The 25488-nt window shown below is 65.7% G+C and carries 22 protein-coding genes and 2 pseudogenes; 12 read left to right on the top strand and 12 right to left on the bottom strand.

Annotated features, from left to right (window positions below):
* Window positions 1-36: 36 nt before the first annotated feature.
* The 7 genes from gltA to ACWPWO_RS05780 all read right to left on the bottom strand — a co-directional run bounded on the left by gltA (window position 37) and on the right by ACWPWO_RS05780 (window position 5810).
* Window positions 37-1335: a citrate synthase gene (gene gltA / locus ACWPWO_RS05810; RefSeq protein WP_394064887.1), complete on the bottom strand. Its 1299-nt coding sequence runs from the start codon at window positions 1333-1335 to the stop codon at window positions 37-39.
* A gap of 17 nt (window positions 1336-1352) precedes the next feature.
* Complete coding sequence (locus ACWPWO_RS05805) at window positions 1353-1613, bottom strand: FAD assembly factor SdhE (RefSeq protein ID WP_394064885.1); 261 nt, start codon at window positions 1611-1613, stop codon at window positions 1353-1355.
* A gap of 17 nt (window positions 1614-1630) precedes the next feature.
* The gene (locus ACWPWO_RS05800) at window positions 1631-2347 is read right to left on the bottom strand and encodes a succinate dehydrogenase iron-sulfur subunit (protein ID WP_394064883.1); all 717 of its coding nucleotides are present in this window, start codon (window positions 2345-2347) and stop codon (window positions 1631-1633) included.
* 13 nt (window positions 2348-2360) lie between these two features.
* Window positions 2361-4067 (bottom strand): succinate dehydrogenase flavoprotein subunit, encoded by a 1707-nt coding sequence (sdhA, locus tag ACWPWO_RS05795; RefSeq protein WP_454006281.1) that lies wholly within the window; start codon window positions 4065-4067, stop codon window positions 2361-2363.
* Window positions 4068-4142: 75 nt separating this feature from the next.
* Complete coding sequence (gene sdhD / locus ACWPWO_RS05790; RefSeq protein WP_454005132.1) at window positions 4143-4526, bottom strand: succinate dehydrogenase, hydrophobic membrane anchor protein; 384 nt, start codon at window positions 4524-4526, stop codon at window positions 4143-4145.
* Entirely contained in the window at window positions 4526-4939 is a 414-nt protein-coding gene (gene sdhC, locus ACWPWO_RS05785; protein ID WP_454005130.1) for a succinate dehydrogenase, cytochrome b556 subunit, read from the bottom strand. The genes sdhD and sdhC overlap by 1 nt, the downstream gene beginning before the upstream one ends.
* A gap of 100 nt (window positions 4940-5039) precedes the next feature.
* Window positions 5040-5810 (bottom strand): GntR family transcriptional regulator, encoded by a 771-nt coding sequence (locus ACWPWO_RS05780; RefSeq protein ID WP_454005128.1) that lies wholly within the window; start codon window positions 5808-5810, stop codon window positions 5040-5042.
* Window positions 5811-6103: 293 nt separating this feature from the next.
* Between ACWPWO_RS05780 and ACWPWO_RS05775 the strand changes: the two genes are divergently transcribed.
* The gene (locus ACWPWO_RS05775) at window positions 6104-7093 is read left to right on the top strand and encodes a malate dehydrogenase (protein WP_454005126.1); all 990 of its coding nucleotides are present in this window, start codon (window positions 6104-6106) and stop codon (window positions 7091-7093) included.
* A gap of 90 nt (window positions 7094-7183) precedes the next feature.
* Here ACWPWO_RS05775 and prpR read toward each other — a convergent pair whose 3' ends face one another.
* Complete coding sequence (prpR, locus tag ACWPWO_RS05770) at window positions 7184-9106, bottom strand: propionate catabolism operon regulatory protein PrpR (RefSeq protein WP_454005124.1); 1923 nt, start codon at window positions 9104-9106, stop codon at window positions 7184-7186.
* Between the two features lie 257 nt (window positions 9107-9363).
* Between prpR and prpB the strand changes: the two genes are divergently transcribed.
* The 9 genes and pseudogenes from prpB to efp all read left to right on the top strand — a co-directional run bounded on the left by prpB (window position 9364) and on the right by efp (window position 18148).
* Entirely contained in the window at window positions 9364-10248 is an 885-nt protein-coding gene (prpB, locus tag ACWPWO_RS05765) for a methylisocitrate lyase (RefSeq protein WP_454006279.1), read from the top strand.
* Between the two features lie 98 nt (window positions 10249-10346).
* A complete protein-coding gene (gene prpC, locus ACWPWO_RS05760; protein ID WP_454005122.1) occupies window positions 10347-11510 on the top strand; it encodes a bifunctional 2-methylcitrate synthase/citrate synthase in 1164 nt (387 codons plus the stop codon).
* 89 nt (window positions 11511-11599) lie between these two features.
* Window positions 11600-12001, top strand: coding sequence for a hypothetical protein (locus tag ACWPWO_RS05755; protein WP_454005120.1), 402 nt, complete (start codon window positions 11600-11602; stop codon window positions 11999-12001).
* An 11-nt stretch (window positions 12002-12012) separates the two neighbouring features.
* Entirely contained in the window at window positions 12013-12288 is a 276-nt protein-coding gene (locus ACWPWO_RS05750; protein ID WP_454005118.1) for a GNAT family N-acetyltransferase, read from the top strand.
* Window positions 12289-12414: 126 nt separating this feature from the next.
* Complete coding sequence (gene acnB / locus ACWPWO_RS05745; RefSeq protein WP_454005116.1) at window positions 12415-15000, top strand: bifunctional aconitate hydratase 2/2-methylisocitrate dehydratase; 2586 nt, start codon at window positions 12415-12417, stop codon at window positions 14998-15000.
* Window positions 15001-15148: 148 nt separating this feature from the next.
* Window positions 15149-15634: pseudogene (locus ACWPWO_RS05740) on the top strand (DUF2863 family protein); the annotation flags it as partial.
* Window positions 15635-15642: 8 nt separating this feature from the next.
* Window positions 15643-16365 carry a DUF2863 family protein gene (locus ACWPWO_RS05735; RefSeq protein ID WP_454005114.1) on the top strand — a complete coding sequence of 241 codons (723 nt, stop codon included), beginning with the start codon at window positions 15643-15645 and terminating at the stop codon, window positions 16363-16365.
* A 37-nt stretch (window positions 16366-16402) separates the two neighbouring features.
* A complete protein-coding gene (gene earP, locus ACWPWO_RS05730) occupies window positions 16403-17488 on the top strand; it encodes an elongation factor P maturation arginine rhamnosyltransferase EarP (RefSeq protein WP_454005112.1) in 1086 nt (361 codons plus the stop codon).
* Between the two features lie 102 nt (window positions 17489-17590).
* Entirely contained in the window at window positions 17591-18148 is a 558-nt protein-coding gene (efp, locus tag ACWPWO_RS05725) for an elongation factor P (protein WP_394064858.1), read from the top strand.
* A 74-nt stretch (window positions 18149-18222) separates the two neighbouring features.
* Here the strand turns inward: efp and exaC are convergent, their stop codons facing one another.
* Window positions 18223-19749, bottom strand: a complete 1527-nt coding sequence (gene exaC / locus ACWPWO_RS05720) for an acetaldehyde dehydrogenase ExaC (RefSeq protein ID WP_454005110.1) — start codon at window positions 19747-19749, stop codon at window positions 18223-18225.
* Window positions 19750-19991: 242 nt separating this feature from the next.
* Between exaC and ACWPWO_RS05715 the strand changes: the two are divergent.
* Window positions 19992-20489: pseudogene (locus ACWPWO_RS05715) on the top strand (GAF domain-containing protein); the annotation flags it as partial.
* A gap of 349 nt (window positions 20490-20838) precedes the next feature.
* Window positions 20839-21816, top strand: coding sequence for a sigma-54-dependent Fis family transcriptional regulator (locus ACWPWO_RS05710; protein WP_454005108.1), 978 nt, complete (start codon window positions 20839-20841; stop codon window positions 21814-21816).
* Here the strand turns inward: ACWPWO_RS05710 and ACWPWO_RS05705 are convergent.
* The 3 genes from ACWPWO_RS05705 to ACWPWO_RS05695 all read right to left on the bottom strand — a co-directional run bounded on the left by ACWPWO_RS05705 (window position 21767) and on the right by ACWPWO_RS05695 (window position 25488).
* Window positions 21767-22225 carry a DUF1178 family protein gene (locus ACWPWO_RS05705; protein ID WP_454005106.1) on the bottom strand — a complete coding sequence of 153 codons (459 nt, stop codon included), beginning with the start codon at window positions 22223-22225 and terminating at the stop codon, window positions 21767-21769. The genes ACWPWO_RS05710 and ACWPWO_RS05705 overlap by 50 nt on opposite strands.
* 90 nt (window positions 22226-22315) lie before the next feature.
* Complete coding sequence (locus tag ACWPWO_RS05700) at window positions 22316-24034, bottom strand: ABC transporter ATP-binding protein (protein ID WP_454005104.1); 1719 nt, start codon at window positions 24032-24034, stop codon at window positions 22316-22318.
* Window positions 24031-25488, bottom strand: coding sequence for an ABC transporter permease (locus ACWPWO_RS05695; RefSeq protein ID WP_454005102.1), 1458 nt, complete (start codon window positions 25486-25488; stop codon window positions 24031-24033). Before ACWPWO_RS05695 ends, ACWPWO_RS05700 begins: the two co-directional genes overlap by 4 nt.

The raw sequence follows: 25488 nt of genomic DNA, 5'->3' as shown, positions 1-25488 counted from the left end.
CCTGGAAGGCTCCAAACACCTGACCACAAGCGGTTCTCAACGCTTGACGTCGCGCAGCGTCTCGCCCACGTAGAGCTGGCGAGGGCGGCCGATCTTGTAGTTCGGATCGGACAGCATTTCGTTCCACTGGGCGATCCAGCCTACCGTGCGGGCCAGCGCGAAGATCGCGGTGAACAGCGAGGTGGGGATGCCGATGGCGCGCTGCACGATGCCCGAGTAGAAGTCCACGTTCGGGTACAGCTTGCGCTCGACGAAGTAGGGATCTTCCAGGGCGATGCGCTCCAGCTCCATGGCCAGCTTGAACAGGGGATCGTTCTCCAGGCCCAGGGCGGTCAGCACTTCCTTGCAGGTTTCCTGCATCAGCTTGGCGCGCGGGTCGTAGTTCTTGTAGACGCGGTGGCCAAAGCCCATCAGGCGCACGCCCGAGTTCTTGTCCTTGACCTTCTCCATGAACTCGCCGACCTTGGCCACGCCGCCGTTGGCCTGCAGCTCTTCCAGCATGTTCAGGCAGGCTTCGTTGGCGCCGCCGTGGGCAGGACCCCACAGGCAGGCCACGCCGGCTGCGATCGCGGCGAAGGGGTTGGTGCCGGAGGAGCCGCACAGACGCACCGTGGAGGTGGAGGCGTTCTGCTCGTGATCGGCGTGCAGGATGAAGATGCGGTCCAGAGCGCGTTCCACCACTTCGTTGACGTGGTAGTCTTCGCAAGGATTGGCGAACATCATGCGCAGGAAGTTGCCCGTGTAGGACAGGTCGTTCTTCGGATAGATGAACGGCTGGCCCAGCGAGTACTTGTAGGTCATGGCCACCAGCGTGGGCATCTTGGCGATCAGGCGGATGGCCGAGACATGGCGGTGGTGAGGATTGGTGATGTCCGTGGAGTCATGATAGAAAGCCGACAGCGCGCCCACCAGACCGGTCAGTATGGCCATGGGGTGTGCGTCCGGACGGAAGCCGCGCAGGAAATACTGCATCTGCTCCTGGACCATGGTGTGATTCGTGACCAGAGAGTCGAACTCCTGCTTCTGGTCCGCATTGGGCAGGTCGCCGTTCAGGATCAGGTAGCACACGTCCATGAAGTCGCATTTCTGCGCCAACTGGTCGATCGGGTAGCCGCGGTACATCAGCTGGCCCTTGTCGCCGTCGATGTAGGTGATGCCCGACTCGCAGGAAGCGGTCGCCATGAAGCCCGGGTCATAGGTAAACATACCCGTCTGACCATAGAGCTTGCGGATATCGATCACGTCCGGGCCCACGGTTCCCTGGTAGACAGGGAATTCGACTGCAGGGCTGCCGTCGGAGAAAGATAGCGTGGCTTTCTTGTCTGACAATTCCATCACTTTTTTCCTCAAGGTTAAAGCTTTCGCATAATTTCCACTAGCCGCCGGATGTCGGGCGTGTCGTACCGCCCTTCCGGCTCGGAACGAGCCAGAAGGACATCCAGCAAAACTGTATCGTCCATTTCGAACAGACGGGTCAGGGCCGACACATCCACGTCCGTGAGCTCGCTTTCGTACTGATCCAGAAAACGGGTGATCATCAGGTCGTTTTCGAGCAGCCCGCGGCGCGCCCGCCAGCGCAGACGCGCGCGTTCCAGTTCCGTCAATGTTCTCATTGGTCCATACCCACCTTTTAGATGCTGCGACGCACCAGCATTTCTTTGATCTTGCCGATGGCGTGCGACGGATTCAGACCCTTGGGACAGACGTCCGTACAGTTCATGATCGTGTGGCAACGGAACAACCGGTACGGATCTTCCAGATTGTCCAGACGCTCGCCGGTGGCTTCGTCGCGGGAATCGGCGATGAAGCGGTAGGCCTGCAGCAGGCCGGCGGGGCCGACGAACTTGTCGGGGTTCCACCAGAACGAGGGGCAGGAGGTCGAGCAGCAGGCGCACAGGATGCACTCGTACAGGCCGTCCAGCTCTTCGCGCGCCTCGGGCGTCTGCAGGCGCTCTTTTTCAGGAGGTGGCGCGTCGTTGATCAGGTAGGGCTTGACCGAATGGTACTGGTCGAAGAAGTGCGTCATGTCCACGATCAGGTCGCGGATCACGGGCAGGCCGGGCAGCGGGCGCAGCACGATGGGCTCCTTCAGGTCGCGCAGGTTCGTGGTGCAGGCCAGGCCGTTCTTGCCATTGATGTTCATGGCATCGGACCCGCACACGCCTTCGCGGCAGGAGCGGCGCAACGCAACGCTGTCGTCCACTTCGTTCTTGATGCGCAGGATAGCGTCGAGCAGCATCTTGTCGGTGGGCTGCAGCTCGACTTCCAGCTTCTGCATGTAGGGACGCTCGTCCTTGTCGGGATCGTAGCGGTAGATTTCGAATTTGACCTTGCGAGTTTGGCTCATTTCAATATCCTGCTTAGAAAGTCCGGGCCTTGGGCGGAATGGTTTCGGCCGTCAGGGGCTTCATCTGGACGGGCTTGTATTCCAGACGGCTGCCTTCGGAGAACCACAGGGTGTGACGCAGCCAGTTCTCGTCGTCACGCTCGGGATGGTCGCTCAGGGCATGGGCGCCGCGGCTTTCGGTGCGGTTGGCCGCCGACTTCGTGGTGGCGCGGGCCACTTCGATCATGTTGGCGACTTCCAGCGCTTCGATGCGGGCCGTATTGAAGACCTTGGACTTGTCCTTGAAGTAGATGTCCTTGACTTCGGGAACCAGGGATTCGATCTTGTCCACGCCCTTGTGCAGCAGATCCAGCGTGCGGAACACGCCGCAGTGCGCCTGCATGGCGGTGCGGATCTTGTTGCCCACGTCCTGGGCCTTCTCGCCGGAGGTGCGCGATTCCAGGCGGTTGACGCGATCCAGGGAGAAGTCGATGGACGACTGGTTGATTTCCTGGTGGGAGTGATCTTTTTCGGGGTGCGAGGCCACGATGTGGTTGCCCGCGGCGCGGCCGAAGACGATCAGGTCCAGCAGCGAGTTCGTGCCCAGGCGGTTGGCGCCGTGCACCGAGGTGGCGGCGCATTCGCCGATGGCGTACAAGCCGTTGACGATCTTGCTCTCGCCGGAGGCGGTGCGGGTGACGACCTGGCCGTAGTAGTTCGTGTGGATGCCGCCCATCTGGTAGTGGATGGTGGGCACGACCGGAATCGGATCCTTGATGGGGTCCACGTTGGCGAACTTGATGGCGATCTCGCGGATCGAAGGCAGGCGCTTCTTGATGACGTCGGCGCCCAGGTGATCCAGCTTCAGGACCACATAGCTGCCGTCGCCGCAGCCGCGGCCTTCCTTGATCTCCTGGTCCATTGAGCGGGACACGAAGTCGCGCGGGGCCAGGTCCTTCAGGGTGGGCGCATAGCGCTCCATGAAGCGTTCGCCATCCTTGTTCAGCAGGATGCCGCCTTCGCCGCGCACGCCTTCGGTGATCAGCACGCCGGCGCCGGCCACGCCGGTGGGGTGGAACTGCCAGAACTCCATGTCCTGCAGAGGCAGGCCGGCGCGGGCGGCCATGCCCAGGCCGTCGCCCGTGTTGATGAAGGCGTTGGTGGAAGCGGCCCAGATGCGGCCGGCGCCGCCGGTGGCCAGCACCACGCGCTTGCCTTCCAGGATGTAGATTTCACCGGTTTCCATTTCCAGGGCGGTCACGCCCAGCACGTCGCCGGCTTCGTTGCGCAGCAGGTCCAGAGCCATCCATTCCACGAAGAACTGGGTGCGGGCGGCCACGTTGCGCTGGTAGAGCGTATGCAGCATGGCGTGACCGGTACGGTCGGCCGCGGCACAGGCGCGCTGAACGGGTTTTTCGCCGAAGTTGGCGGTATGGCCGCCGAAGGGGCGCTGGTAGATGGTGCCGTCGGGATTGCGGTCGAAGGGCATGCCGAAGTGTTCGAGCTCGTACACGGCGTGCGGCGCTTCGCGGCACATGAATTCGATGGCGTCCTGGTCGCCCAGCCAGTCGGACCCCTTGACGGTGTCGTACATGTGCCAGTACCAATGGTCTTCGCTCATGTTGCCCAGCGAGGCGCTGACGCCGCCCTGGGCGGCCACGGTATGGGAGCGGGTTGGGAACACCTTGGACAGGACGGCGACGGACAGGCCGGCCTGGGCCAGTTGCAGGGAACAGCGCATGCCGGCGCCGCCGGCGCCGACCACCACCACGTCAAACTGGCGGCGGGGCAGAGAAGTTTTGATGGAAGCCACGGTTTAGAGACTCCAGATGATTTTTGCAAAGAATACGACGGAGGCCACCAGCCACAGCAGGGTCAGGACCTGCATCAGCAGGCGCAGACCGGCGGGCTTGACGTAGTCCATCCAGATGTCGCGCACGCCGATCCAGGCGTGCCAGGACAGGGACAGGAAGAACAGCGTGGCCAGCAGTTGGCCGAGCGGCAGGGAGCCGACGCGGAAGGTGAACAGGCCGCGCCAGGTGTCGAAGTTGAGTTCGCTGCTGAACAGGATGCCGCAGACGATGATCAGGGTGTAGACGGCCATGATGACGGCCGTGACCCGCTGCGCCAGGAAATCCAGCGTGCCATAGTGGGCGCCGACCACCAGACGGTGTGCGCCGATGCGTTCACGAGTAGCCATTACCACACCCCAAACAGTTTCAGACCAAACACCAGGGCGAGCGCCAAGCTGACCCCGAAAACCATACCGGCCGATTTCTTGGCCGATTCCTTGTCGTTGCCGATGTGCAGATCGAGGATCAGGTAGCGGATGCCGGCACAGAAGTGGTGCAGGTAGCCCCAGATCAGGACCAGCAGGATCAGCTTACAGACAGGATTGTCGACATAGCTGCGCAGGGTCTCGAACGATTCGGGAGAGCTGACACTGAGGGAGAACAGCGGCAACAGCACGAGCGGCAGGCAAAGAAACAGCAATGCGCCGCTGACGCGATGCAAAATCGATGATTTTGCCGCCAGTGGCAAGCGGTAGCTCAATATCTGCGGCACGCTGATATTGCGATACTGCGGGCGCTGCTTGGGTGCGGTATCAGACATGATGGCCTCGAAGTAGATAAAAAAAGTAATTACAAATTAACCTTGGTATTTTCACCGATTTGACTGGACGATGCAGTATCAAATGCCGTATGCCGTCGGTCTAGTTCAAAGTGTTTCGATAATGGAAGCGCTCTGTCAGGTAGAGCCCGCGGCGCAGTTCCATGGGGCGATCACCATAGGTGTAGGAGACGCGCTCGACCTGCAGCAAGGGAGTGCCTTCGGGCACATGCAGCACGGCGGCCGCCTCCCCCGTCGCGGCGACCGCGCCGATTTTTTCGTCGGCCCGCACCATGCTGACGCCGAACTTGCTCTCGAACCAGGCGTACATGGGGCCTTTGTTCTGGCTGGCGGCCTCCATGGTCAGGCCCTTGAAGACCGAGCCGGGCAGCCAGATGTCGTCGTAGATGGTGGGCGTCTGGTCGAAGGCCAGGACCCGGCGCAGGTTGACCACCATGTCCGAGGTGCGCAGATCCAGCAACTGAGCCACATCGGCCGGGGCCTTCAGGCGGCGCACGTCCAGGATGCGGCTGGAGGACGGCACGGGCTTGCCGTCGTCCGGGGCCAGGCGCAGGAAGCGAAAGCGCACGCGCGCCTCGTGGTGCGTGGCCACGAAGGTGCCCTTGCCCTGGCGGCGAATCAGCAGGTTGTCCGCGGCCAGCTCGTCGATGGCCTTGCGCACCGTGCCCTGGCTGACCTGGAAGCGGGCCGCCAGTTCCAGTTCGCTGGGGATGGATTCGCCCGGTTTCCATTCGCCGCGATCCAGACCCTGCAGCAACAGGGCCTTGATCTGCTGGTACAGTGGGCTATAGGCCGCACTGGGCGCGGATTTTTCGATTTCCTGGGCGCGTAGGGGCGGCACGTTTTCAGACATGGTTGATAATGGACAAATGCGCGACGCCGGCAGGCGCCCGGCGCACTTGTAAATAAAATAGACAGTGCGCCAATTTTCGCATGCCCGGCCCCGAATGTCTAACACTCTTCTGTCTTATATAAGATATAAGACGTTTGACGCGCCGCCCGTTTTGGTCTAGGCTGCGCAGTGAAAAAAGGGACCCCGCCGCCCCTTCGAAAAACCGCCGGCCGGACGTGATGCGACGTCCGCAAAAGCATTAAACTGTGTTTTTCGTCACCGCCTTTCAAACCCCAAAACGGAGTCATACTCTCATGTCCAAACCCGCAATGCGCGTTGCTGTGACCGGTGCAGCCGGCCAGATCGGCTATGCCCTGCTGTTCCGCATCGCTTCCGGCGAAATGCTGGGCAAAGACCAGCCCGTGATCCTGCAGCTGCTGGAGCTGCCCGACGAGAAAGCCCAGAAAGCCCTGAAGGGCGTCATGATGGAACTGGACGACTGCGCCTTCCCGCTGCTGCAAGGCATGTCCGCCCACAGCGATCCCGAAGAAGCCTTCAAGGACGTCGACATCGCCCTGCTGGTCGGCGCCCGCCCGCGCGGCCCCGGCATGGAGCGCAAGGACCTGCTGGCCTTCAACGCCCAGATCTTCACCGCCCAGGGCCGCGCCCTGAACAAGGTCGCCAGCCGCGACGTCAAGGTCCTGGTGGTCGGCAACCCCGCCAACACCAATGCCTACATCGCCATGAAGTCGGCTCCCGACCTGCCCGCCAAGAACTTCACCGCTCTGCTGCGCCTGGACCACAACCGCGCCCTGTCGCAACTGGCCGCCAAGTCCGGCAAGCCCGTGGCCGACATCGAGAACCTGATCGTCTGGGGCAACCACTCGCCCACCATGTACCCCGACACGCGCTTTGCGACCGTCAACGGCGAGAAGATCGACGCCATCATCAACGACCAGGAATGGAACCGCAACACCTTCATCCCCACCGTGGGCAAGCGCGGCGCGGCCATCATTGAAGCGCGCGGCCTGTCCTCGGCCGCCTCCGCCGCCAACGCCGCCATCGACCACGTGCGCGACTGGGTGCTGGGCTCGAACGGCAAGTGGGTCACCATGGGCGTGCCTTCCGACGGCTCCTACGGCATCCCCGAAGGCATCATCTACGGCGTGCCCGTCACCACCGAGAACGGCGAGTACAAGCGCGTGGAAGGCCTGGAGATCGACGCCTTCTCTCGCGAACGCATGGACCACACCCTGAACGAACTGCTCGAAGAACGCGACGGCGTGAAAGACCTGCTGGGCTGATTTCATCACCCGCTTCATGCGATCCCCGCCGCTTGACGCCGGCGGGGATTTTTTTTCGGCGCGAGATTTCCCCCGGCTCCAGGTCCCGCCCTACTTGCGCAGCTTGCGCCACAAGGTCGTCCGGCTGATGCCCAGCCGGACGGCCGCCAATTCACGATTGCCGCCGCACTGCTCCAGCACCCGCAGCAGATGCGCCTGCTCGCTGCGCTCCCGCTGCTCGCGCAGTTCCTCGCCTGCCTGGCCGGGCGCCGGCTCGACGGCCAGCAGCTCCGGCGCGATGTCCGCCAGCGACAAGGGCCGGTCGGCCCTTTCAGCGCCAAGCACCGTCAGGCGCTCGATCAGGTTCTCCAATTCGCGGATATTGCCCGGCCAGGCATAGGAACGCCCTGCCTGCAGCAAATCATCCAGCAGCCCCGGATCCGGCGCGCTCGCCCCTCCCAGCCGCTGCGCCACCTTGGCCGCCAGGTGCGCGACCAGCATGGGCAGATCCTGGCTGCGCATGCGCAGGGCGGGCAGGCGCAATACCAGTATGTTCAGCCGGTAGAACAGGTCCTGGCGGAACAGCCCCTCGCGCACCTGGGCGGCCAGGTCGCGATGCGTGGCGGCAATGATGCGCACGTCCACCGGCGTGGGCTCGATCGCGCCGATGCGCAGCACTTCCTTTTCCTGCAGCACGCGCAGCAGCCGCGTCTGCAGGGACAAGGGCATCTCCCCGATCTCGTCCAGGAACAAGGTGCCCGTGTGGGCCGCCTCGAACAGGCCCACCTTGCCGCCGCGGCTCGATCCGGTGAAGGCGCCCTCCACATAGCCGAACAGCTCGCTCTCGAGCAGGCTGTCCGGAAAGGCCGCGCAGTTCACGGCCACGAACGGCTGGGCGCGCCGCCCGCTGGCCCGGTGTATGCCCTGGGCCAGCAGCTCCTTGCCCGTGCCGCTCTCGCCGATGATCAGCGTGGTGGCCGCACTCTGCGCGCAAGCGCGCGCCTGTTCGCGCACCCGCTGCATGGCGGGGCTGTCGCCCACCAGATCGGCCAGCTCGTAACGGGCGTGCCGTGAAGCGCCTTGATGGCTGCGCGAGCGCAGGCTGCGATCCAGCCGCTGGATGGCGGCCGGGTCCTGGCATACCAGCACCGCGCCGGTCAGCCGGCCCTGCTCCAGGATGGGCATGCGGGTGACGACCGCGGTACGGCCGCCCACCTGCTGCACGGCATCCTGCTGCCTCTCCAGGCTGCGCAGGGTCGGCCTCAGATCCAGTTCGGGATGCAGTTCGCTAAGACGCCGCCCCAGCAGCGCCTGGGCGGGCTGCCCCAGCCAGGCCTCCATGGCCGGATTGACGGTTTCCACCCGCTCGTCCGCGTCCACGGACACCACGCCGTCGCGCAGTTGGGCCAGGATGGTGTTGAGCCGATCGCGGCGCGCCGCCTCGGCGCGGGCCACCCTGGCCAGCTCGATGGCCGCCTCCAGCGCTTCGCGGACGGCGCCCTGCGAATACAGCAGCACGCCGTCCATGCCGCAGTCGCGCGCCAGGTCCACGACCAGCCCGGGCGCCAGCACCCGCTCCACGCCCAGGCGCCTGAGCTCCTGGACGCAGGCCTGGGCGTCGATTTCGCTGCGGTAGGTGCGCAGCTCCACGGGCAGGCCGAAACCGTCCACGAACTCCTGCAGCTCGGCCGGCATGCCGCCGTAGGTGACAACGGCCATGCGGCGCGCCTGGGCCGCCGCCAGCGCCAGCCCGCGCATGATGTCGAAGCCGCCGGGCCGCACCATGACCACCGGCAGGTCCAGATGCTCGCGCAGATAGCTGCCGTTGGAGCCGGCGGACACCACCACGTCCATTTCCCCGGTCCCGCGCAGCGCCTGGACCATGTCCACCGCCTCGCCGTATGCCTTGTCGACGATCAGTATTTCCGCCTGATTGCGGTACGCAGGCGCCAGTTCTTCCAGCAAGGCGCGCAGTCCGTGCAGCCCGACTGCGACGATGCGCAGGCGGGCCGAGCTTGCCGGGGCATAGGGCATCCACGAATCTCCAGAACAAAAACGAAACACTGTTTCAAGCAAGGTTTCAATAATGAAACATCTGGAACGCGGACGCAAGCAGCCATCCGCAGGCGGCGAATGAGACCCGGCGCGCGCAACAGGCATGAACAGGCGGCGCGGCCCCCGTCGCCGACCCTTCGGTACAATTTGGCATGCTATTTGCTAAAACCGCCTGGACGCCGCGGCGCCCAGTCCGCCGGCACTCTTTATCTTGGAGCCAAGCATGAGCCACCCCCCTGACTTCGGCAGGCGCCCGTTTCCGCCAGGCGCTGCGCGAGGAGCAGCCCCTGCAGATCATCGGCGCGATCAACGCCAACCACGCCCTGCTGGCGCAACGCGCCGGCTACCGCGCCATCTACCTGTCGGGCGGCGGCGTGGCCGCGGGTTCGCTGGGCCTGCCCGACCTGGGCATCAACACCCTGGACGATGTGCTGACCGACATCCGCCGCATCACGGACGTATGCGAGCTGCCGCTGCTGGTGGACATAGACACGGGCTTCGGCGCCTCGGCCTTCAACATCGCCCGCAGCATCAAGAGCCTGATCAAGTTCGGGGCCGCCGCCTGCCACATCGAGGACCAGGTGGGAGCCAAGCGCTGCGGCCATCGCCCCGGCAAGGAGATCGTCAGCGCCGATGAGATGGTGGACCGCGTCAAGGCCGCCGTGGACGCGCGCACCGATCCCGACTTCTTCATCATGGCGCGCACCGACGCCATCGCCGTGGAAGGCGTGGACGCGGCGCTGGAACGCGCCCGGGCCTGCGTCGAGGCGGGCGCGGACGGCATCTTCGCCGAAGCCTGCTACGATCTGGATACGTACCGCCGGTTCACGCAGGCGCTGGACGTTCCCGTGCTGGCCAACATCACCGAGTTCGGCAAGACGCCGCTGTTCACGGTGCAGGAGCTGGCCTCGGCGCAGGTCGCCATGGTGCTGTATCCGCTGTCGGCCTTCCGCGCCATGAACAAGGCGGCCGAAACGGTCTATGAAGCCATCCGCCGCGACGGCCACCAGAAGAACGTGGTGGACTTGATGCAGACGCGCGAGGAGCTTTACGATCGCATCGGCTACCATGCCTACGAGCAAAGGCTGGACGCCCTGTTCCAGAAAAACAAGAAATCCTGAGCCCGGCCCCGCTCCCGCCTTGCGCGCGAGAGCCCGGCCCGGCCTGCAGCCTACCCTGGCGGACAGCGCTACTGTCCGCCGCCAACCAGGAGACCCGCATGAGCAGTACCGAGAACACCACCACCTCCGGCTTCAAGCCCAAGAAATCCGTCGCCCTCTCGGGCGTGGTCGCCGGCAATACCGCGCTGTGCACCGTCGGCCGCAGCGGCAACGACCTGCACTACCGCGGCTACGACATTCTGGACCTGGCCCAGGCCTGCGAGTTCGAAGAAGTCGCCTACCTGCTGATCCACGGCAAGCTGCCCAATCGCGACGAGCTGCGCGCCTACAAGCAGAAGCTCAAGCGCCTGCGCGGACTGCGGCTGGCCGTGCAGAGCGCCCTGGAGGCCCTGCCGGCGCACAGCCACCCCATGGACGTGATGCGCACGGCGGTCTCGGTGCTGGGCTGCGTGCTGCCCGAGAAGGACGACCACAACCTGCCCGATGCGCGCGACATCGCCGACCGGCTGCTGGCCTGCCTGGGCTCGGCCCTGCTGTACTGGTATCACTACAGCCACAACGGCGAGATGATCGACGTGCAGACCGACGACGACAGCATAGGCGCCCACTTCCTGCACCTGCTGCACGGCGAGAAACCCTCGGCCCAGTGGGAACGCGCCATGCATACGTCGCTGAACCTGTACGCCGAGCATGAGTTCAACGCGTCCACGTTCACCAGCCGGGTCATCGCCGGCACGGGATCGGACTTCTACTCGGCGATCGCCGGCGCCATCGGCGCGCTGCGCGGCCCCAAGCACGGCGGCGCCAATGAAGTGGCCTTCGAGATCCAGAAGCGCTACGACACGCCGGATCAGGCCGAAGAGGACATCCGCCGCCGCGTGGAGAACAAGGAAGTGATCATCGGCTTCGGCCACCCCGTCTACACGGTCTCGGATCCGCGCAACCAGGTCATCAAGGCCGTGGCCAGGGAACTGGCCGAACAGGACGGCAACATGCGCATGTACGACATCGCCGAACGCCTGGAAAGCGTCATGTGGGATGTCAAGAAAATGTTCCCCAACCTGGACTGGTTCTCCGCCGTGTCCTATCACACCATGGGCGTGCCCACCGCCATGTTCACCCCGCTCTTCGTGATCGCCCGCACCGCAGGCTGGGCGGCGCACATCATCGAGCAGCGCGTGGACAACAAGATCATCCGTCCCACCGCCAATTACGTCGGTCCGGAAAATCAGGCCTTCGTGCCGCTGGACCAGCGTCCATAAGTCCCCGGGCATGCGCTATCATGCGCCAGTGATTTGACTCGCGGCCCCGCGGCCTTCAGCCCGCGGGGCCGCCCTTGCCGGTGACTTCGATGCTCTCTGATTTCGTTCGCTACGCCCTGCCCATGGCCGGGACCCTGATGATCGCCTGCGCCCTGACCGCCCTGGTCTCGGGCACCTACCTGCTGCTGTTCAATGTGCGGCGCACCAACCAGGCTCTGCGCCATCCCTATCTTGCCCAGCACCCCTGGGAGCGTCTGCCTTTCTCGCTCAAGGCCGGCGTGCTGCTGGACTACTTCCTGCGCCTGAACTTTCCCGCGCGCCAGGGCGGCGTATTCGGCAATGCCAACCGCCTGCTGCCCCACGTCCAGCGCGACGAGGTGCCCATGGGCATCAAATGGCCGCTGATGGGCCTGTGGGGCGGCTGCTTCATCGGCCTGGCCTGCATGCTCGTGCTCTGGGTGCTGATCGCGCTGCAACCCGCTTCCGTCTGAAGGAGACCGCCATGGACCTGGAAATCCGCCACGACACCCAAGCCCGCCAGTTCTACTGCACGGTCGAGAACCTGCGCTGCCTGATCGACTACCGGCTGGAGGGCGATGTCATGAGCATCACCCACACGCTGGTTCCGCCGGCGCTCGAAGGCCGCGGCATCGCCGCCCGACTGACGCGCCACGCCCTGGAAACAGCAAAAAACCAACACTGGAAAGTGATTCCCCTGTGCAGCTATGCGGCCGCCTACATCCGGCGTCACCCGGAATACGCCGATCTCCTGGCCTGATTCAGCTTCTCGTAAGTCTTATATAAGATATAAGACTGTTGCTTCACTCCCGGCTTCAAATTACAATCGAGGCAACACTCGATTTTGAGCATTTCCATTCAACTTTTACCGATAGGCCCCCGCACCATGCTGGACTCTTACCGCGAACACGTTGCCGAGCGCGCCGCGCTGGGCATTCCTCCGCTGCCTCTGTCGGCTCAGCAGACCGCCGACCTGATCGAGCTCATCAAGAACCCGCCCGCCGGCGAAGAAGCGTTCCTGCTCGAACTGCTGACGCATCGCGTCCCCGCCGGCGTGGACGATGCCGCCAAGGTCAAGGCCTCCTACCTGGCCGCCGTGGCCCTGGGCGCCGAAACCTGTGCCCTGATCAGCCGTGAGCGCGCCACCGAACTGCTGGGCACCATGCTGGGCGGCTACAACATCGGCCCCCTGATCGAACTGCTGGACCAGCCCGGCCTGGGCCAGATCGCCGCCAACGGCCTGAAGAACACCCTGCTGATGTTCGACTCCTTCCACGACGTGCAGGAAAAGGCCGAAAAGGGCAACGCCTACGCCAAGGAAGTGCTGCAGAGCTGGGCCGACGGCGAATGGTTCACCAGCCGCCCCGAAGTGCCCGAGAGCCTGACCATCACGGTCTTCAAGGTCACCGGCGAGACCAATACCGACGACCTCTCCCCCGCGCCCGACGCATGGAGCCGTCCCGACATCCCGCTGCACGCCCTGGCGATGCTCAAGAACCCGCGTCCCGGCATCACCCCCGAAGAGCCCGGCAAGAAAGGTCCGGTCGCCTTCATCGAATCCCTGAAGGACAAGGGCCACCTGGTCGCCTACGTCGGCGACGTGGTGGGCACCGGCTCGTCCCGCAAGTCCGCCACCAACTCGGTGCTGTGGTTCACCGGCCAGGACATCCCCTACGTGCCCAACAAGCGCTTCGGCGGCGTGTGCCTGGGCGGCAAGATCGCCCCCATCTTCTACAACACCATGGAAGACGCCGGCGCGCTGCCCATCGAGCTTGACGTCTCCCAGATGGAGATGGGCGATGTCATCGAACTGCGCCCCTACGAAGGCAAGGCCCTGAAGAACGGCCAGGTCATTTCCGAATTCCAGGTCAAGTCCGACGTGCTGTTCGACGAAGTGCGCGCCGGCGGCCGCATTCCGCTGATCATCGGCCGCGGCCTGACCACGCGCGCCCGCGAAGCCCTGGGCCTGCCGCCCACCACGCTGTTCCGCCTGCCCCAGAGCCCCAGCGACACCGGCAAGGGCTACACCCTGGCCCAGAAGATGGTCGGCCGCGCCTGCGGCCTGCCCGAAGGCAAGGGCGTGCGTCCCGGCACCTATTGCGAACCGCGCATGACCACCGTCGGCAGCCAGGACACCACCGGCCCCATGACGCGCGACGAGCTCAAGGACCTGGCCTGCCTGGGCTTCTCCTCCGATCTGGTGATGCAGTCCTTCTGCCACACCGCCGCCTATCCCAAGCCCGTGGACGTCAAGACGCACCACGAGCTGCCCGCCTTCATCAGCACCCGCGGCGGCGTTTCGCTGCGCCCGGGCGACGGCATCATCCACTCCTGGCTGAACCGCATGCTGCTGCCCGACACCGTGGGCACCGGCGGCGACTCGCACACGCGTTTCCCCATCGGCATCAGCTTCCCCGCCGGCTCGGGCCTGGTGGCCTTCGCCGCCGCCACGGGCGTGATGCCCCTGGACATGCCTGAATCCGTGCTGGTGCGCTTCAAGGGCCAGATGCAGCCCGGCGTCACCCTGCGCGACCTGGTCAACGCCATCCCGCTGTACGCCATCAAGCAGGGCCTGCTCACCGTGGAAAAAGCCGGCAAGAAGAACATCTTCTCCGGCCGCATCCTGGAGATCGAGGGTCTGCCCGACCTGAAGATCGAACAGGCCTTCGAACTGTCCGACGCCTCCGCCGAGCGTTCGGCCGCCGCCTGCACGGTGCGCCTGAACAAGGAGCCCATCATCGAGTACCTGAACAGCAACATCACGCTGCTCAAGTGGATGATCGCCAACGGCTACGAAGACGAGCGCACCCTGGGCCGCCGCATCAAGGCCATGGAAGCCTGGCTGGCCAATCCCCAGCTGCTGGAGCCCGACGCCGACGCCGAATACGCCGCGGTCATCGAGATCGACCTGGCCGAGATCCACGAACCCATCGTGGCCTGCCCGAACGATCCTGACGACGTCAAGACTTTGTCCGACGTGGCCGGCACCGTGATCGACGAAGTGTTCATCGGCAGCTGCATGACCAACATCGGCCACTTCCGGGCCGCCTCCAAGCTGCTGGAAGGCAAGCGCGACATCCCCACGCGCCTGTGGGTGGCTCCGCCCACCAAGATGGACCAGCAGCAGCTGACCGAGGAAGGCCACTACGGCGTGCTGGGCGTGGCCGGCGCGCGCATGGAAATGCCCGGCTGCTCGCTGTGCATGGGCAACCAGGCCCAGGTGCGCGAAGGCGCGACCGTCATGTCCACCAGCACCCGCAACTTCCCGAACCGCCTGGGCAAGAACAGCAATGTCTTCCTGGGTTCGGCCGAGCTGGCCGCCATCTGCTCGCGTCTGGGCCGCATCCCCACCCGCGAGGAGTACCTGGCCGACATGGGCGTGCTGCAGGCCAACAGCGACAACATCTACCGCTACATGAACTTCGACCAGATCGAGGAATTCAAGGAAGTCGCCGACTCCGTAGGCCTGTAAGCCGCAGAGCTTGCTTGCGACGCCTCCGCCGTCACGCACGGCGGGGGCGTTTTTCATTGCCCGTCAATCTCCTTCGGGCCTGCCCGCCCATGCCATTCCCCCGCCACCGCCCAGGGGGTAAACTAAGGTGTCCACCAACCGGCAACGTATGTCAATGTCGCAACTCAATCCCAAACTGCTCGCACGACAATCCAAGGAAATCCAGCGCCTGGTCAACTATGCCGACGCCCTGGTGCGCTCCGGCTCGCAGGTCGAAGACCGTTACTGGCAAGGGCTGGCCGGCCAGTTGCTGGACAAGCTGTATGCCGGCCGCCGCAACACGTCGGTCGAACAGACGCTGGAGCTGCTGGGCAGCCAGCAGCAGAACCAGCACTACGAAATCGTGATGGAACTGGCCGAGGCCCATGCCGAGAGCCTGCGCATCGAACATCAAGGCGTGCTCTACGACGCCCTGCTCTTTTCCGCTCCCCTGACCGCCTGGACCCGCTACCAGCTGCCGCAGGGCGTCCTGACCGAGACCCAGCGCCAGGAACTGGACGCCTGCCTGCGCAACACCATACTGGCCGAAGGCGTGCTGTGCGCGCTGGTGCCCGATCTGGTCAACTACGACGAGATGCCCCAGACCTACCAGCAAGCCTACGAATGGACCCACACGCTGGCCGCCAAGGCCCTGGGCCGCAGCCAGGAGAACGTTCGGCCCCTTGCCCCTCGGAGGCCAATACGCTGCTGGCCGACGCCCGCTTCCTGGTGGGCGTGGCGCTCGCGCCCGTGGGCCAGCCCCTGTTCCGCTGGCAGCAGCATGGCGAAAGCGCCCATGCCGCCCATCTGCACTGCATCGAACAATGGGTGCAGCAATGCTCGCCCATCCTGGGACCGCTGTTCACCGGCTGCCAGGTCCAGTACCTGGCGCCCAACGCCTATTATGTGAACACGCGCGAGGCCGACCGGGAGATCCGGCCGCTCGCGGTCCAGGCCGGCGTCACCTGGCTGCAGACCGCCGCCAACATCGCCCCTGATCAGTTGCGCGCCGTCATCGTGGCCAGCGGCAACGAGGTGGTTGAAGAATATCGCGTGGGCTTCAGCACCGTGTCCTCCCCCGCCGTCATCTATGGCTGCATCTGGCCGGTGCTCAGCCAGGAAGAGGCCGAGTCCTCGCTCAGCGAAGACGAGCACATCGACATTCCGGACATCATCGCCGCCCTGCTCAAGAGCCTGGGCGTGCAGCACGTGCATCGCCTGCCCGGCCTGCATTCGACCGAAGTCTGCGAGGACTGCAACGCGCCTTTCTTCCCCGACATCCACGGCGAAATGCAGCACCCCGAGCTGCCCGACGAAATCGACCTGGATCCGGTCCATCTGCACTAGGGCCTGTCAACACCATTCAAGGAGCCGCGGAAGCCCAATGCCCGCCGTTGATCTGTTCTGCCGCGTCGTCGACAACTTCGGCGACATCGGCGTGTGCTGGCGGCTCGCCCGCCAGCTGGCCGCCTCGCCCGAGGTCCCGCAGGTGCGCCTGTGGGTGGACGACGGGGCCAGCTTCCAGCGCATCCAGAACGAGCTGGGCCCCGAGCTGGAAAGCCAGGACCTCCAGGGAGTGCGCGTCGAGCGCTGGAGCACGACGCGTGTTCGCTACCCCGACCCCCATCCATTGCTGATCGAGGCCTTTGCCTGCGAACCGCCTGCGGCCGTCACCGAACGCCTGCGGGCCGGACAGCATGTCTGGATCAACCTGGAATACCTCAGCGCCGAAAGCTGGGTGACGGGTTGCCACGGTCTGCCCTCGCCGCAAGCCGGCGGGGCGGCCAAGTATTTCTTTTTCCCCGGATTCCTGCCCGGCACGGGCGGACTGCTGCGCGAACCGGACCTGTTGGCCCGGCGCGACGCATTCCGGCGCGACGACGACGCCTACGAGGCCCTGCTCGCCCGGCTGGGCGTGGCCGCCGAGCAGCGCCGCGCCCTGCTGGACGGATCCATGCGGCAGATGTTCCTGTTCTGCTACCCGGACGCGCCGGTCCTGGCCTTGCCTGATGCGCTGGCGCAACAGGGGCCGGAGACGCTGCTGCTGGTGCCGGACTCCGTGGCCCGGCGCCTGCCGCCCCTGGCGGCGGGCCGATTGCGCGTGCAGGAAATACCCCATGTCGACCAGGCCGATTTCGACGCCCTGCTCTGGCGCAGCGACCTGAACATCGTGCGCGGCGAAGACTCGCTGGTGCGCGCCGTCTGGGCCGGCGCTCCCATGATCTGGCAGCCTTACGTCCAGGACGAAGACGCCCATCTGGACAAGCTGGACGCCTGGCTGGACACCACCGGTCTGCCTGAACCCGTGCGCGCCCTGCACTACGCCTGGAGCCGTTCGGAGCGTCTGCCGGCCGCGCAGGCGCTGGCCGGCTGCCTGGAGGCGGAAAACCTGTCGCGCTGGCGCGAGCAGGCTGCCGCCGCTACTGTGCGAAACAGGCTCGGCAGCCCGATCTGGCCGCCAGCTTGCTGAGTTTTTATACCCAAGTCGCCCGAAAACGCTAAAATAGACTGTTTTCCTCAAAGCTCCCTGACATCACGCTCGGCGGAGCCACCCCATTCGGAGTTTTTTTTAATGAAAATCGCACAAGAATTGCGCGTTGGCAACGTCGTGATGGTCAATGGTGACCCTCTGGTCGTTCAGAAAACGGAATACAACAAATCCGGTCGTAACGCCGCAGTCGTCAAGCTGAAATTCAAGAACCTGCTGACCGGTTCGAACAGCGAAGCCGTGCACAAAGCCGACGAAAAATTCGACATCGTCATGCTGGAAAAGCGCGAGTGCACCTACTCGTACTTCGCCGACCCCATGTACGTCTTCATGGACGAAGAGTACAACCAGTACGAAGTCGAAGCCGAAAGCATGGGCGACGCCCTGAACTACCTGGAAGAAGGCATGACCGTGGAAGTGGTCTTCTACGAAGGCCGCGCCATCTCCGTGGAGCTGCCCACCATCATCGTGCGCGAGATCACCTACACGGAACCCGCCGTCAAGGGCGACACCTCCGGCAAGGTGCTCAAGCCCGCCAAGATCAACACCGGCATGGAAATCAGCGTGCCCCTGTTCTGCAACATCGGCGACAAGATCGAGATCGACACCCGCACCGGCGAATACCGCAGCCGCGTGATGTAAGTCCGCGTTCGACTCCGAGAAAAACCGCAGCGCCTGCGCGCTGCGGTTTTTTCGTTTTTGAAGACTGAAAAAGATCAGAAGAAGCCCAGCGCCTGATCGCTGTAGCTGACCAGCAGGCACTTGGTCTGCTGGTAGTTGCCCAGCGCCACCTTGTGCGTCTCCCGGCCTATGCCGGACTGCTTGTAGCCGCCGAAGGCCGCGTGCGCCGGGTACAGATGATAGCAATTGGTCCAGACCCGACCGGCCTGCACGCCGCGCCCCACGCGATAGGCTCTCGAGCCGTCGCGGCTCCATACCCCCGCGCCCAGCCCGTACTCCGTGTCATTGGCAATGGCGATGGCCTCGTCCTCGTCCTTGAAGGTGGTGACGGCGGCGACCGGTCCGAAGATTTCCTCCTGGAAGGTGCGCATGCTGTTCTTGCCCAGCAGCATGGTGGGGCTGACGTAGAAACCCTCGTCCAGCCCCTGGCCGGGCCGGTTGCGCTGTCCTCCTATCAGGCAGTCGGCCCCTTCCTCGCGACCCAGGTCTATATAGCCCAGGATGCGCTCCATCTGCTTTTGCGACACTTGCGCGCCCACCATGGTCCCGGCATCCAGGGGATTGCCCGTCTTGATGCGGCCCACGCGCTCCAGCGCCCGCTCCATGAAGCGCTCGTAGATGGATTCCTGCACCAGGATGCGCGAGGGGCAGGTGCAGACTTCGCCCTGGTTCAAGGCGAACATGGTCAAGCCTTCCAGCGCCTTGTCGAAGAAGGCGTCCTCGGCCTGCATCACGTCCTCGAAGAAGATGTTGGGGCTCTTGCCGCCCAGCTCCACGGTGGCGGGAATCAGCCGGTCGGCGGCCGCGTGCAGGATCTCCTTGCCTACGGGCGTGGAGCCGGTGAAGGCGATCTTGGCGATGCGCGGCGAGGCCGCCAGGGCGTGCCCGGCCTCCTTGCCAAAGCCGGTGACCACGTGGACCACGCCGGCAGGCAGCAGGTCGCCGATGATCTCCATCAGCAGCAGGATGGAGGCCGGCGTCTGCTCGGCGGGCTTCAGCACAACGGGGCAGCCGGCCGCCAACGCCGGGGCCAGCTTCCAGGCAGCCATCAGCAAGGGGAAGTTCCAGGGAATGATCTGGCCCACCACGCCGATGGGCTCATGGAAGTGGTAGGCCACCGTCGTGGCGTCGATGTCGGAGATCGCGCCCTCCTGCGCCCGCAGGCAACCGGCGAAGTAGCGGAAGTGGTCCACGGCCAGCGGCAGATCCGCGGCGCGCGTCTCGCGTATGGGCTTGCCGTTGTCTATGGTCTCGGCCACCGCCAGGCGTTCCAGGTGCTGCTCCATGCGGTCGGCAATGCGCAGCAGGATGGTGGAGCGTTCGGCCGCCGAGCTCGCCCCCCATTGCGCCCGCGCCTTGTGGGCGGCGTCCAGCGCCAGCTCGATGTCGGCGGCGCCCGAACGCGGCACCTGGCAGAACACCTGGCCCGTCACCGGCGAGACATTGTCGAAATACTCGCCATCGACCGGCGGCACCCAGCGTCCGCCGATATAGTTGTCGTAGCGGGACTTGAAGGGGAACTCCAGGTCCAGGCCCAGGGATTTCAGGTCTGACAGATTCATGATGTCTCCTTGTGGAATGGTCGGACGCGCCGGCGGGCGCTCCGCGGATGAAGAGCGTTCGTCGTCTTCGTCTCGTCTTGTATCCAAGCAAATAACGTGCCAAGCAACATAGCGGATGTCCCGACTCGTTGCCCGAGCAGCCTGCCGCCATAATGAGCAGACCTCCAGGCGCATGATGCGACAGCCGCTGTCGCACGCCGCAACCGCTGTCGCACGCTGCGACACCCACCCGGAGCGTCACCATGTCTTTTCCGTCCCCCTTCCGCCCGCAGGCAGATGAAGTCCTGTGGCGCCAGTCCTGGGAGCGTTGCCGCGCCCTGGACCGGGAATTGAGCCAGGAGCCCCGCGACCTGAGCCAGGGCGCCTTGCGCCAGTTGCTGGAGCAGCAGCACAGCCTGCTGCATCATTCGGCGGCCGCCCTTCAGGAGCTGGCCGCCCTGGTGCGTCCGCACCACAGCCTGGTGCTGCTATGCGACGCCCAGGGAACCGTGCTGCAACAGGCCGGCGACCCGCATTTCCTGGAGCGCGCCGACCGGGTCGCCCTGCGCGCCGGCGTCAGCTGGGCCGAACACCACCGCGGCACCAATGCCATAGGCACGGCGCTGGTGACCGGCCAGGCCATACGCATACACGGACAACAGCACTACCTGCCCGGCAACCGCATCCTGAGCTGCCACGGCGCTCCCATACGCGATCCGTACGGCCAGGTCGTCGGCGTCCTGGACATTTCCGGCCCCGCCGACCTGGAGCACAGCTATGCCCTGGACATGGCGCGCCTGTATGCGCGCCAGATCAGCCGGCAGATGCTCCAGGCGCTGTGCACACCCGCGCGCCGCCTGCTGCATCTGCATACGGACCCGGCCCTGCTGGACGGTCCGTTCAGCGGCCGCCTGCTGGTGGAGGACGGCCTCATCGTCGCCGCCGACGAAGTGGCTGCGGCCCTGCTGGGCCAGGACTGGCAATCGCTGCCCGGCCTGGATCTGGAGGCCGCGCTGGAGCAGGCGCGCGCCGCGGCAATCCGCCAAGCTGCATGTCCGCCCTTCGGCGCCCGCACGCCCGCTCCCCGCCCCGGCCGCGCCCCAGGGACCGATGCTGTCGGATCAGCAACAGCACGCGCTGGAGCCCGCCTTGCGGGCCCTGCGCATGGGTCTGTCCGTGTTGCTGAGCGGAGAAAGCGGCTCGGGCAAGGAACTCCTGGCGCGCGAGCTGCATCGCCGCCACCGCGCCCGCCCCGGCCCGTTCGTGGCCATCAATTGCGCCGCCCTGCCCGAATCCCTGATCGAAGCCGAGCTGTTCGGCTACGAGGCCGGCGCCTTCACCGGAGCGCGCCGCCAGGGCTACGCCGGCAAGCTGCGCCAGGCCGACGGCGGCGTGCTGTTCCTGGACGAGATCGGGGACATGCCGCTGGCCTTGCAGAGCCGCCTGTTGCGCGTGCTGCAGGAACGCGAAGTGCAGTCCCTGGGCTCGGACCAGACCCATGTCCTGGATTTCCGCCTGATCAGCGCCAGCCACCAGTGCCTGGAGACGCTGGTACGCCAGGGGCGGTTCCGCGCCGACCTGTTCTTCCGCCTGCAGGATTACACCTGCCGCGTCCCCGCCTTGCGCGATCGGCCCGACCTGGGCCCCTACATCCTGCGCGAACTGGCCAGGCTGAGCGGAGAAAACCCCGCCCCGCGCTTGCAGGACGAGGCGCTGGAGCGCCTGCGAAGCTACGATTGGCCGGGCAACTACCGGCAGTTGCGCTCCGTGCTGCTGCAGATCATTTTGCAGGACGCGCCTGGCCGGGTCTGGAGCGCGGCGCAGTTGCCCGCCCTGCCCCGGCTGAGTCAGGACGCGACCGCCGCGCCTCCCCCGTCGCGCCCGGCCGCGCCCCAGGGAACGACGCTGCGGGAACGCGAACAGGCCGCCCTGCGGGAAGCCCTGGAAAGGCACAAGGGGAATGTGTCGCAGGCGGCGAAGGCCTTGGGCCTGCATCGCAGCACCGTCCACCGGCGCCTGAAGGAAATGGAAAACGGCCCTACTGCAGGCGATCGTCGTCCAGGAAATCCGGGATCGGCATGGCGATGATGCCGTCCTCGGCCAGCTCCTGGTACTGCTGCAGGGTCGCCTGGCCGCGGATCGAGCGCTGGCGCGCCTGGCCTTCGTGCATGCGCCGGGCTTCCTCGGCGAACCTGGCCCCGACGTCGTCCGACTGGCGGATCATGGAGCGCAGCTGCTGCAGGAACTGCCCCTGGGCGTCCTGCATCCGGGCTTGCGGCGGCGCGGGATTGTCCATGGGCGCCGGGAGGTCCGCCGGGGCCTGCGCGCCTACATTGATGCGCGGCGCGGACAGCTTGCGGCTGACCTGGCGACTGTCGCAGACCGGGCAGCGCAGCAGCCCTTTCTGCAACTGCTCGTCGTAGCTGTCGCGCGAGCTGAACCAGCCCTCGAACACATGACCGTGTTCGCACTCGAGATCAAAAACCTTCAGGCTCATGGTTTATTTATCAATCACTGACCAGACAGTCCTATTGTAGACACATACAGGATGCACAGATAGCCGCCGGACGCCGTACGCCGGACTCATTCATCCTGATCCGGCCAGGCTGCGGCGGCCGGGGCGGTGGCGCCGGGCGGCCGGCTCGACCTCCAGTCTGGGCACGGCGGCCAGCAGGCGCTGCGTCTGCTCCTGCCGGGCATGAAACAGCACCTGCTCGGCGGTGCCCTGCTCGACGATGCGCCCCTGCGCCATGATGGCGATGCGGTCGGCCAGGTACTCGACCACGCCGAAATTATGCGTGATGAACAGATAGGCCAGGCCCAGCTCGGCCTGCAGCTGGCGCATCAGGTCCAGTATCTGCGCCTGCACCGACACGTCCAGCGCCGAGGTCGGCTCATCGCAGATCAGCACCGCGGGCTCCACCGCCAGAGCGCGCGCGATGGCGATGCGCTGTCGCTGACCGCCGGAAAACTCGTGCGCGTAGCGCTCCAGCGTGTTCTTGGGCAGGCCCACCTGATCGACCAGGGTCGCCACGCGCTTGCGCCGCGCCGCGCCGTCCAGGTCCGGGCGCAGCGCGGACAGGCCCTCCTGGAGAATGTCGCCCACCATCATGCGCGGGTCCAGCGATCCGTACGGGTCCTGAAAGATGATCTGCAATCGCGACCTGAGCTGCCGCAGGGCCTTGCCCCTGGCCGCCAGCACGTCCTGCCCCAGCAGCCTGACCCGGCCGCCGATCTCGGCCTGGCTGTCCAGCAGGCGCATCAAGGCGCGCGCCACCGTGCTCTTGCCGCAGCCGGACTCGCCCAGCAGGGCCAGGGTTTCGCCCTTGTGCAGCCGCAGGCTCAGGCCCTTGACCACCGGCACGGGCGGCAGGCGGCGCCACCAGGAGCCCGACTGGCGGTAGGCCACGGACAGGGCCTCGATCTCCAGGACGAGCCATCCCTTTTCTGGGACCCGTCCGGGCTCGGGCGCCGCCTCCCTGGAGAGCGGACGCCCGCGCTTTTCATACGTGGGGATGGCGCCCAGCAATTCACGCGCATAAGGATGCGTGGGCCGCAGGAAGAACTGGCTGGCCAGGCCCGATTCCACGATCTGGCCGTGGCGCATCAGCGCCACGTAGTCCGCGTACTGGCGCACCACCGCCAGATCGTGCGTGATCAGCAGGATGGCCAGCCCCATTTCCTTCTGTATGTCGGCCAGCAGCTGCAGGATCTGCGCCTGCACCGTCACGTCCAGGGCGGTGGTGGGTTCATCGGCCACCAGCAGGTCGGGCTCGGCCGCCAAGGCGATGGCGATCATGATGCGCTGCTTCTGTCCGCCCGAGAACTGGAAGGGAAAATCGTCGTAGCGCTGCTCGGCGGCCGGGATGCCCACGCGCTTGAGCCAGCGTACGGCCGCCGCGCGCTCCTGCCCGGCCGGCGCCACGCGGTGCCGGCGTATGACCTCGCTGATCTGCCGGCCGACGGACATGACCGGATTCAGGCTGGTGGACGGCTCCTGGAAGATGACGCTGATGCGCCGGCCGCGCACGTCCTGCATCTGCTCCTCGGCCAGCGGCGGCAGGTCCAGGCCGTCCAGCTCGATGGCGCCGGACTGCATCCAGGCGGCTTCGGGCAGCAGGCGCAGGATGGCCATGGCCGTCATGCTCTTGCCGCAACCCGATTCGCCCACCAGGGCGAAGGTTTCGCCCTTGCGCACCGCCATGGACAAATTGCGCACCACGCTTTGCACCCCGGCGTCGGATTGCACGCGCACTTCCAGGCCCTGGATATGCAGAACGGAAGAACTGCCGGATGGGCTCGTCATGGCTTGATGTCTCCAGCGGGATGGCGCAAACGGACCGCACGGAAGCGGCGCGTGCGGGGATCGAAGGCCGCCTGCACCGCGTCGGCGAAGATATTGGCGGACAGCACCAGCGCCAGCATGAAGGCGAAGGCGCCGGCCAGCCCCCACCAGATGATGGGATCGCGCGACAGCTCGCTGCGCGCGGCGTCGATCATGCGCCCGAACGAGGGCATGCTGGGATCCACCCCTATGCCCAGGTAAGACAGCACGGCCTCATACAGGACCAGCCCGGAAAACTCCAGGATCAGGGTGATGAGGACGATGTGCATGACATTGGGCAGCAGGTGACGGAACATGATGCGCAAGGGGCTGACGCCGAAGGCCTGGGCGGCCTGCACGTAGTCCAGCTCGCGCAGCTTCAGCACCTCGGCGCGCAGCAGGCGGCACAGTCCCGCCCACCCCGTGAGTCCCAGGATCAGGCACAGCATGAACAGGCGCAGGTCGGCGCGGGCCGCCACGGTGTCGAAACTGTCCGGGTGCGTGTCTATGTACACCTGCATCATCAGCACGCAGGCGGCGATCAGCAGCACGCCGGGTATCGAGGTCAGCGTGGTGTAGATGTACTGGATGACATCGTCCACCCAGCCGCGGAAATAACCGGCGGCCAGACCCAGTATGATGGCCGGCGGCAGCATGGCGAAGGTGGTCAGCGTGCCGATGACCAGGGCCGTGCGCACGCTCTTGAGCGCCTGCCAAAGAATGTCATTGCCGGTGCGGTCCGTGCCCAGCACGTGATAGTTGGCGCTCAGGCTGATCACCACGCTCAGCGCCAGGCCGAGCAGGCAGGCGCTGATCCAGACGGCCCGCCAGGGCACCAGGCCCTGGCCCTGCCACCAGTAGACCCAGGCGCCGCCCCAGCCCGGTTCCAGGGCCTTGCGCCGCCCCCACAGGGTCAGGGCCAGCGCCAGCAGCAAGCACCAGCCCGCTCCCCAGGCCAGCCCCCGCAGGGCCAGCCGCCGGACGTCCTGGTGATGGGCCTGGATGGTATCCATGCCTACCCCGGCGTTGACCAGGCGTGGGAAGTCGCGCACCGCCTCGCCCGCGATCAGCACGGTTTCCTTGGTCAACTGAAAGCGCGCCAGGGGCGCGGAATAGGTTTTTTCCACATCCGACAGGGCGGCGCGGCTCAACAGGTCATCCAGCACGGAACGGGCCACCGGCGCATACATGGGCGCAGCCGCCTCCTGGCCGGGCGCCGGCGGCAGCATAGGCCGATAGTCGATGGAATCGAGCAGGCCCACCAGCAGGAAAAAAGCCAGGAAGACGGCCGCGCACATGGCCGAGGGCGTGCGCGCCACACTGGCCCAGGCCGAACGCAGCCCCGGGCGGCGCGCCACGCGCAGCGCATAGACGGCCATCGCCAGGAACAGCGCCAGCACGAAGGTATCGGTCCAGAGAAAGACGAACTGTGGCAT

The sequence above is a fragment of the Alcaligenes sp. Marseille-Q7550 genome (assembly GCF_965112015.1).
Note: the sequence above shows the minus strand (reverse complement) of the source record. Positions and strands in the feature narration are given on the sequence as shown.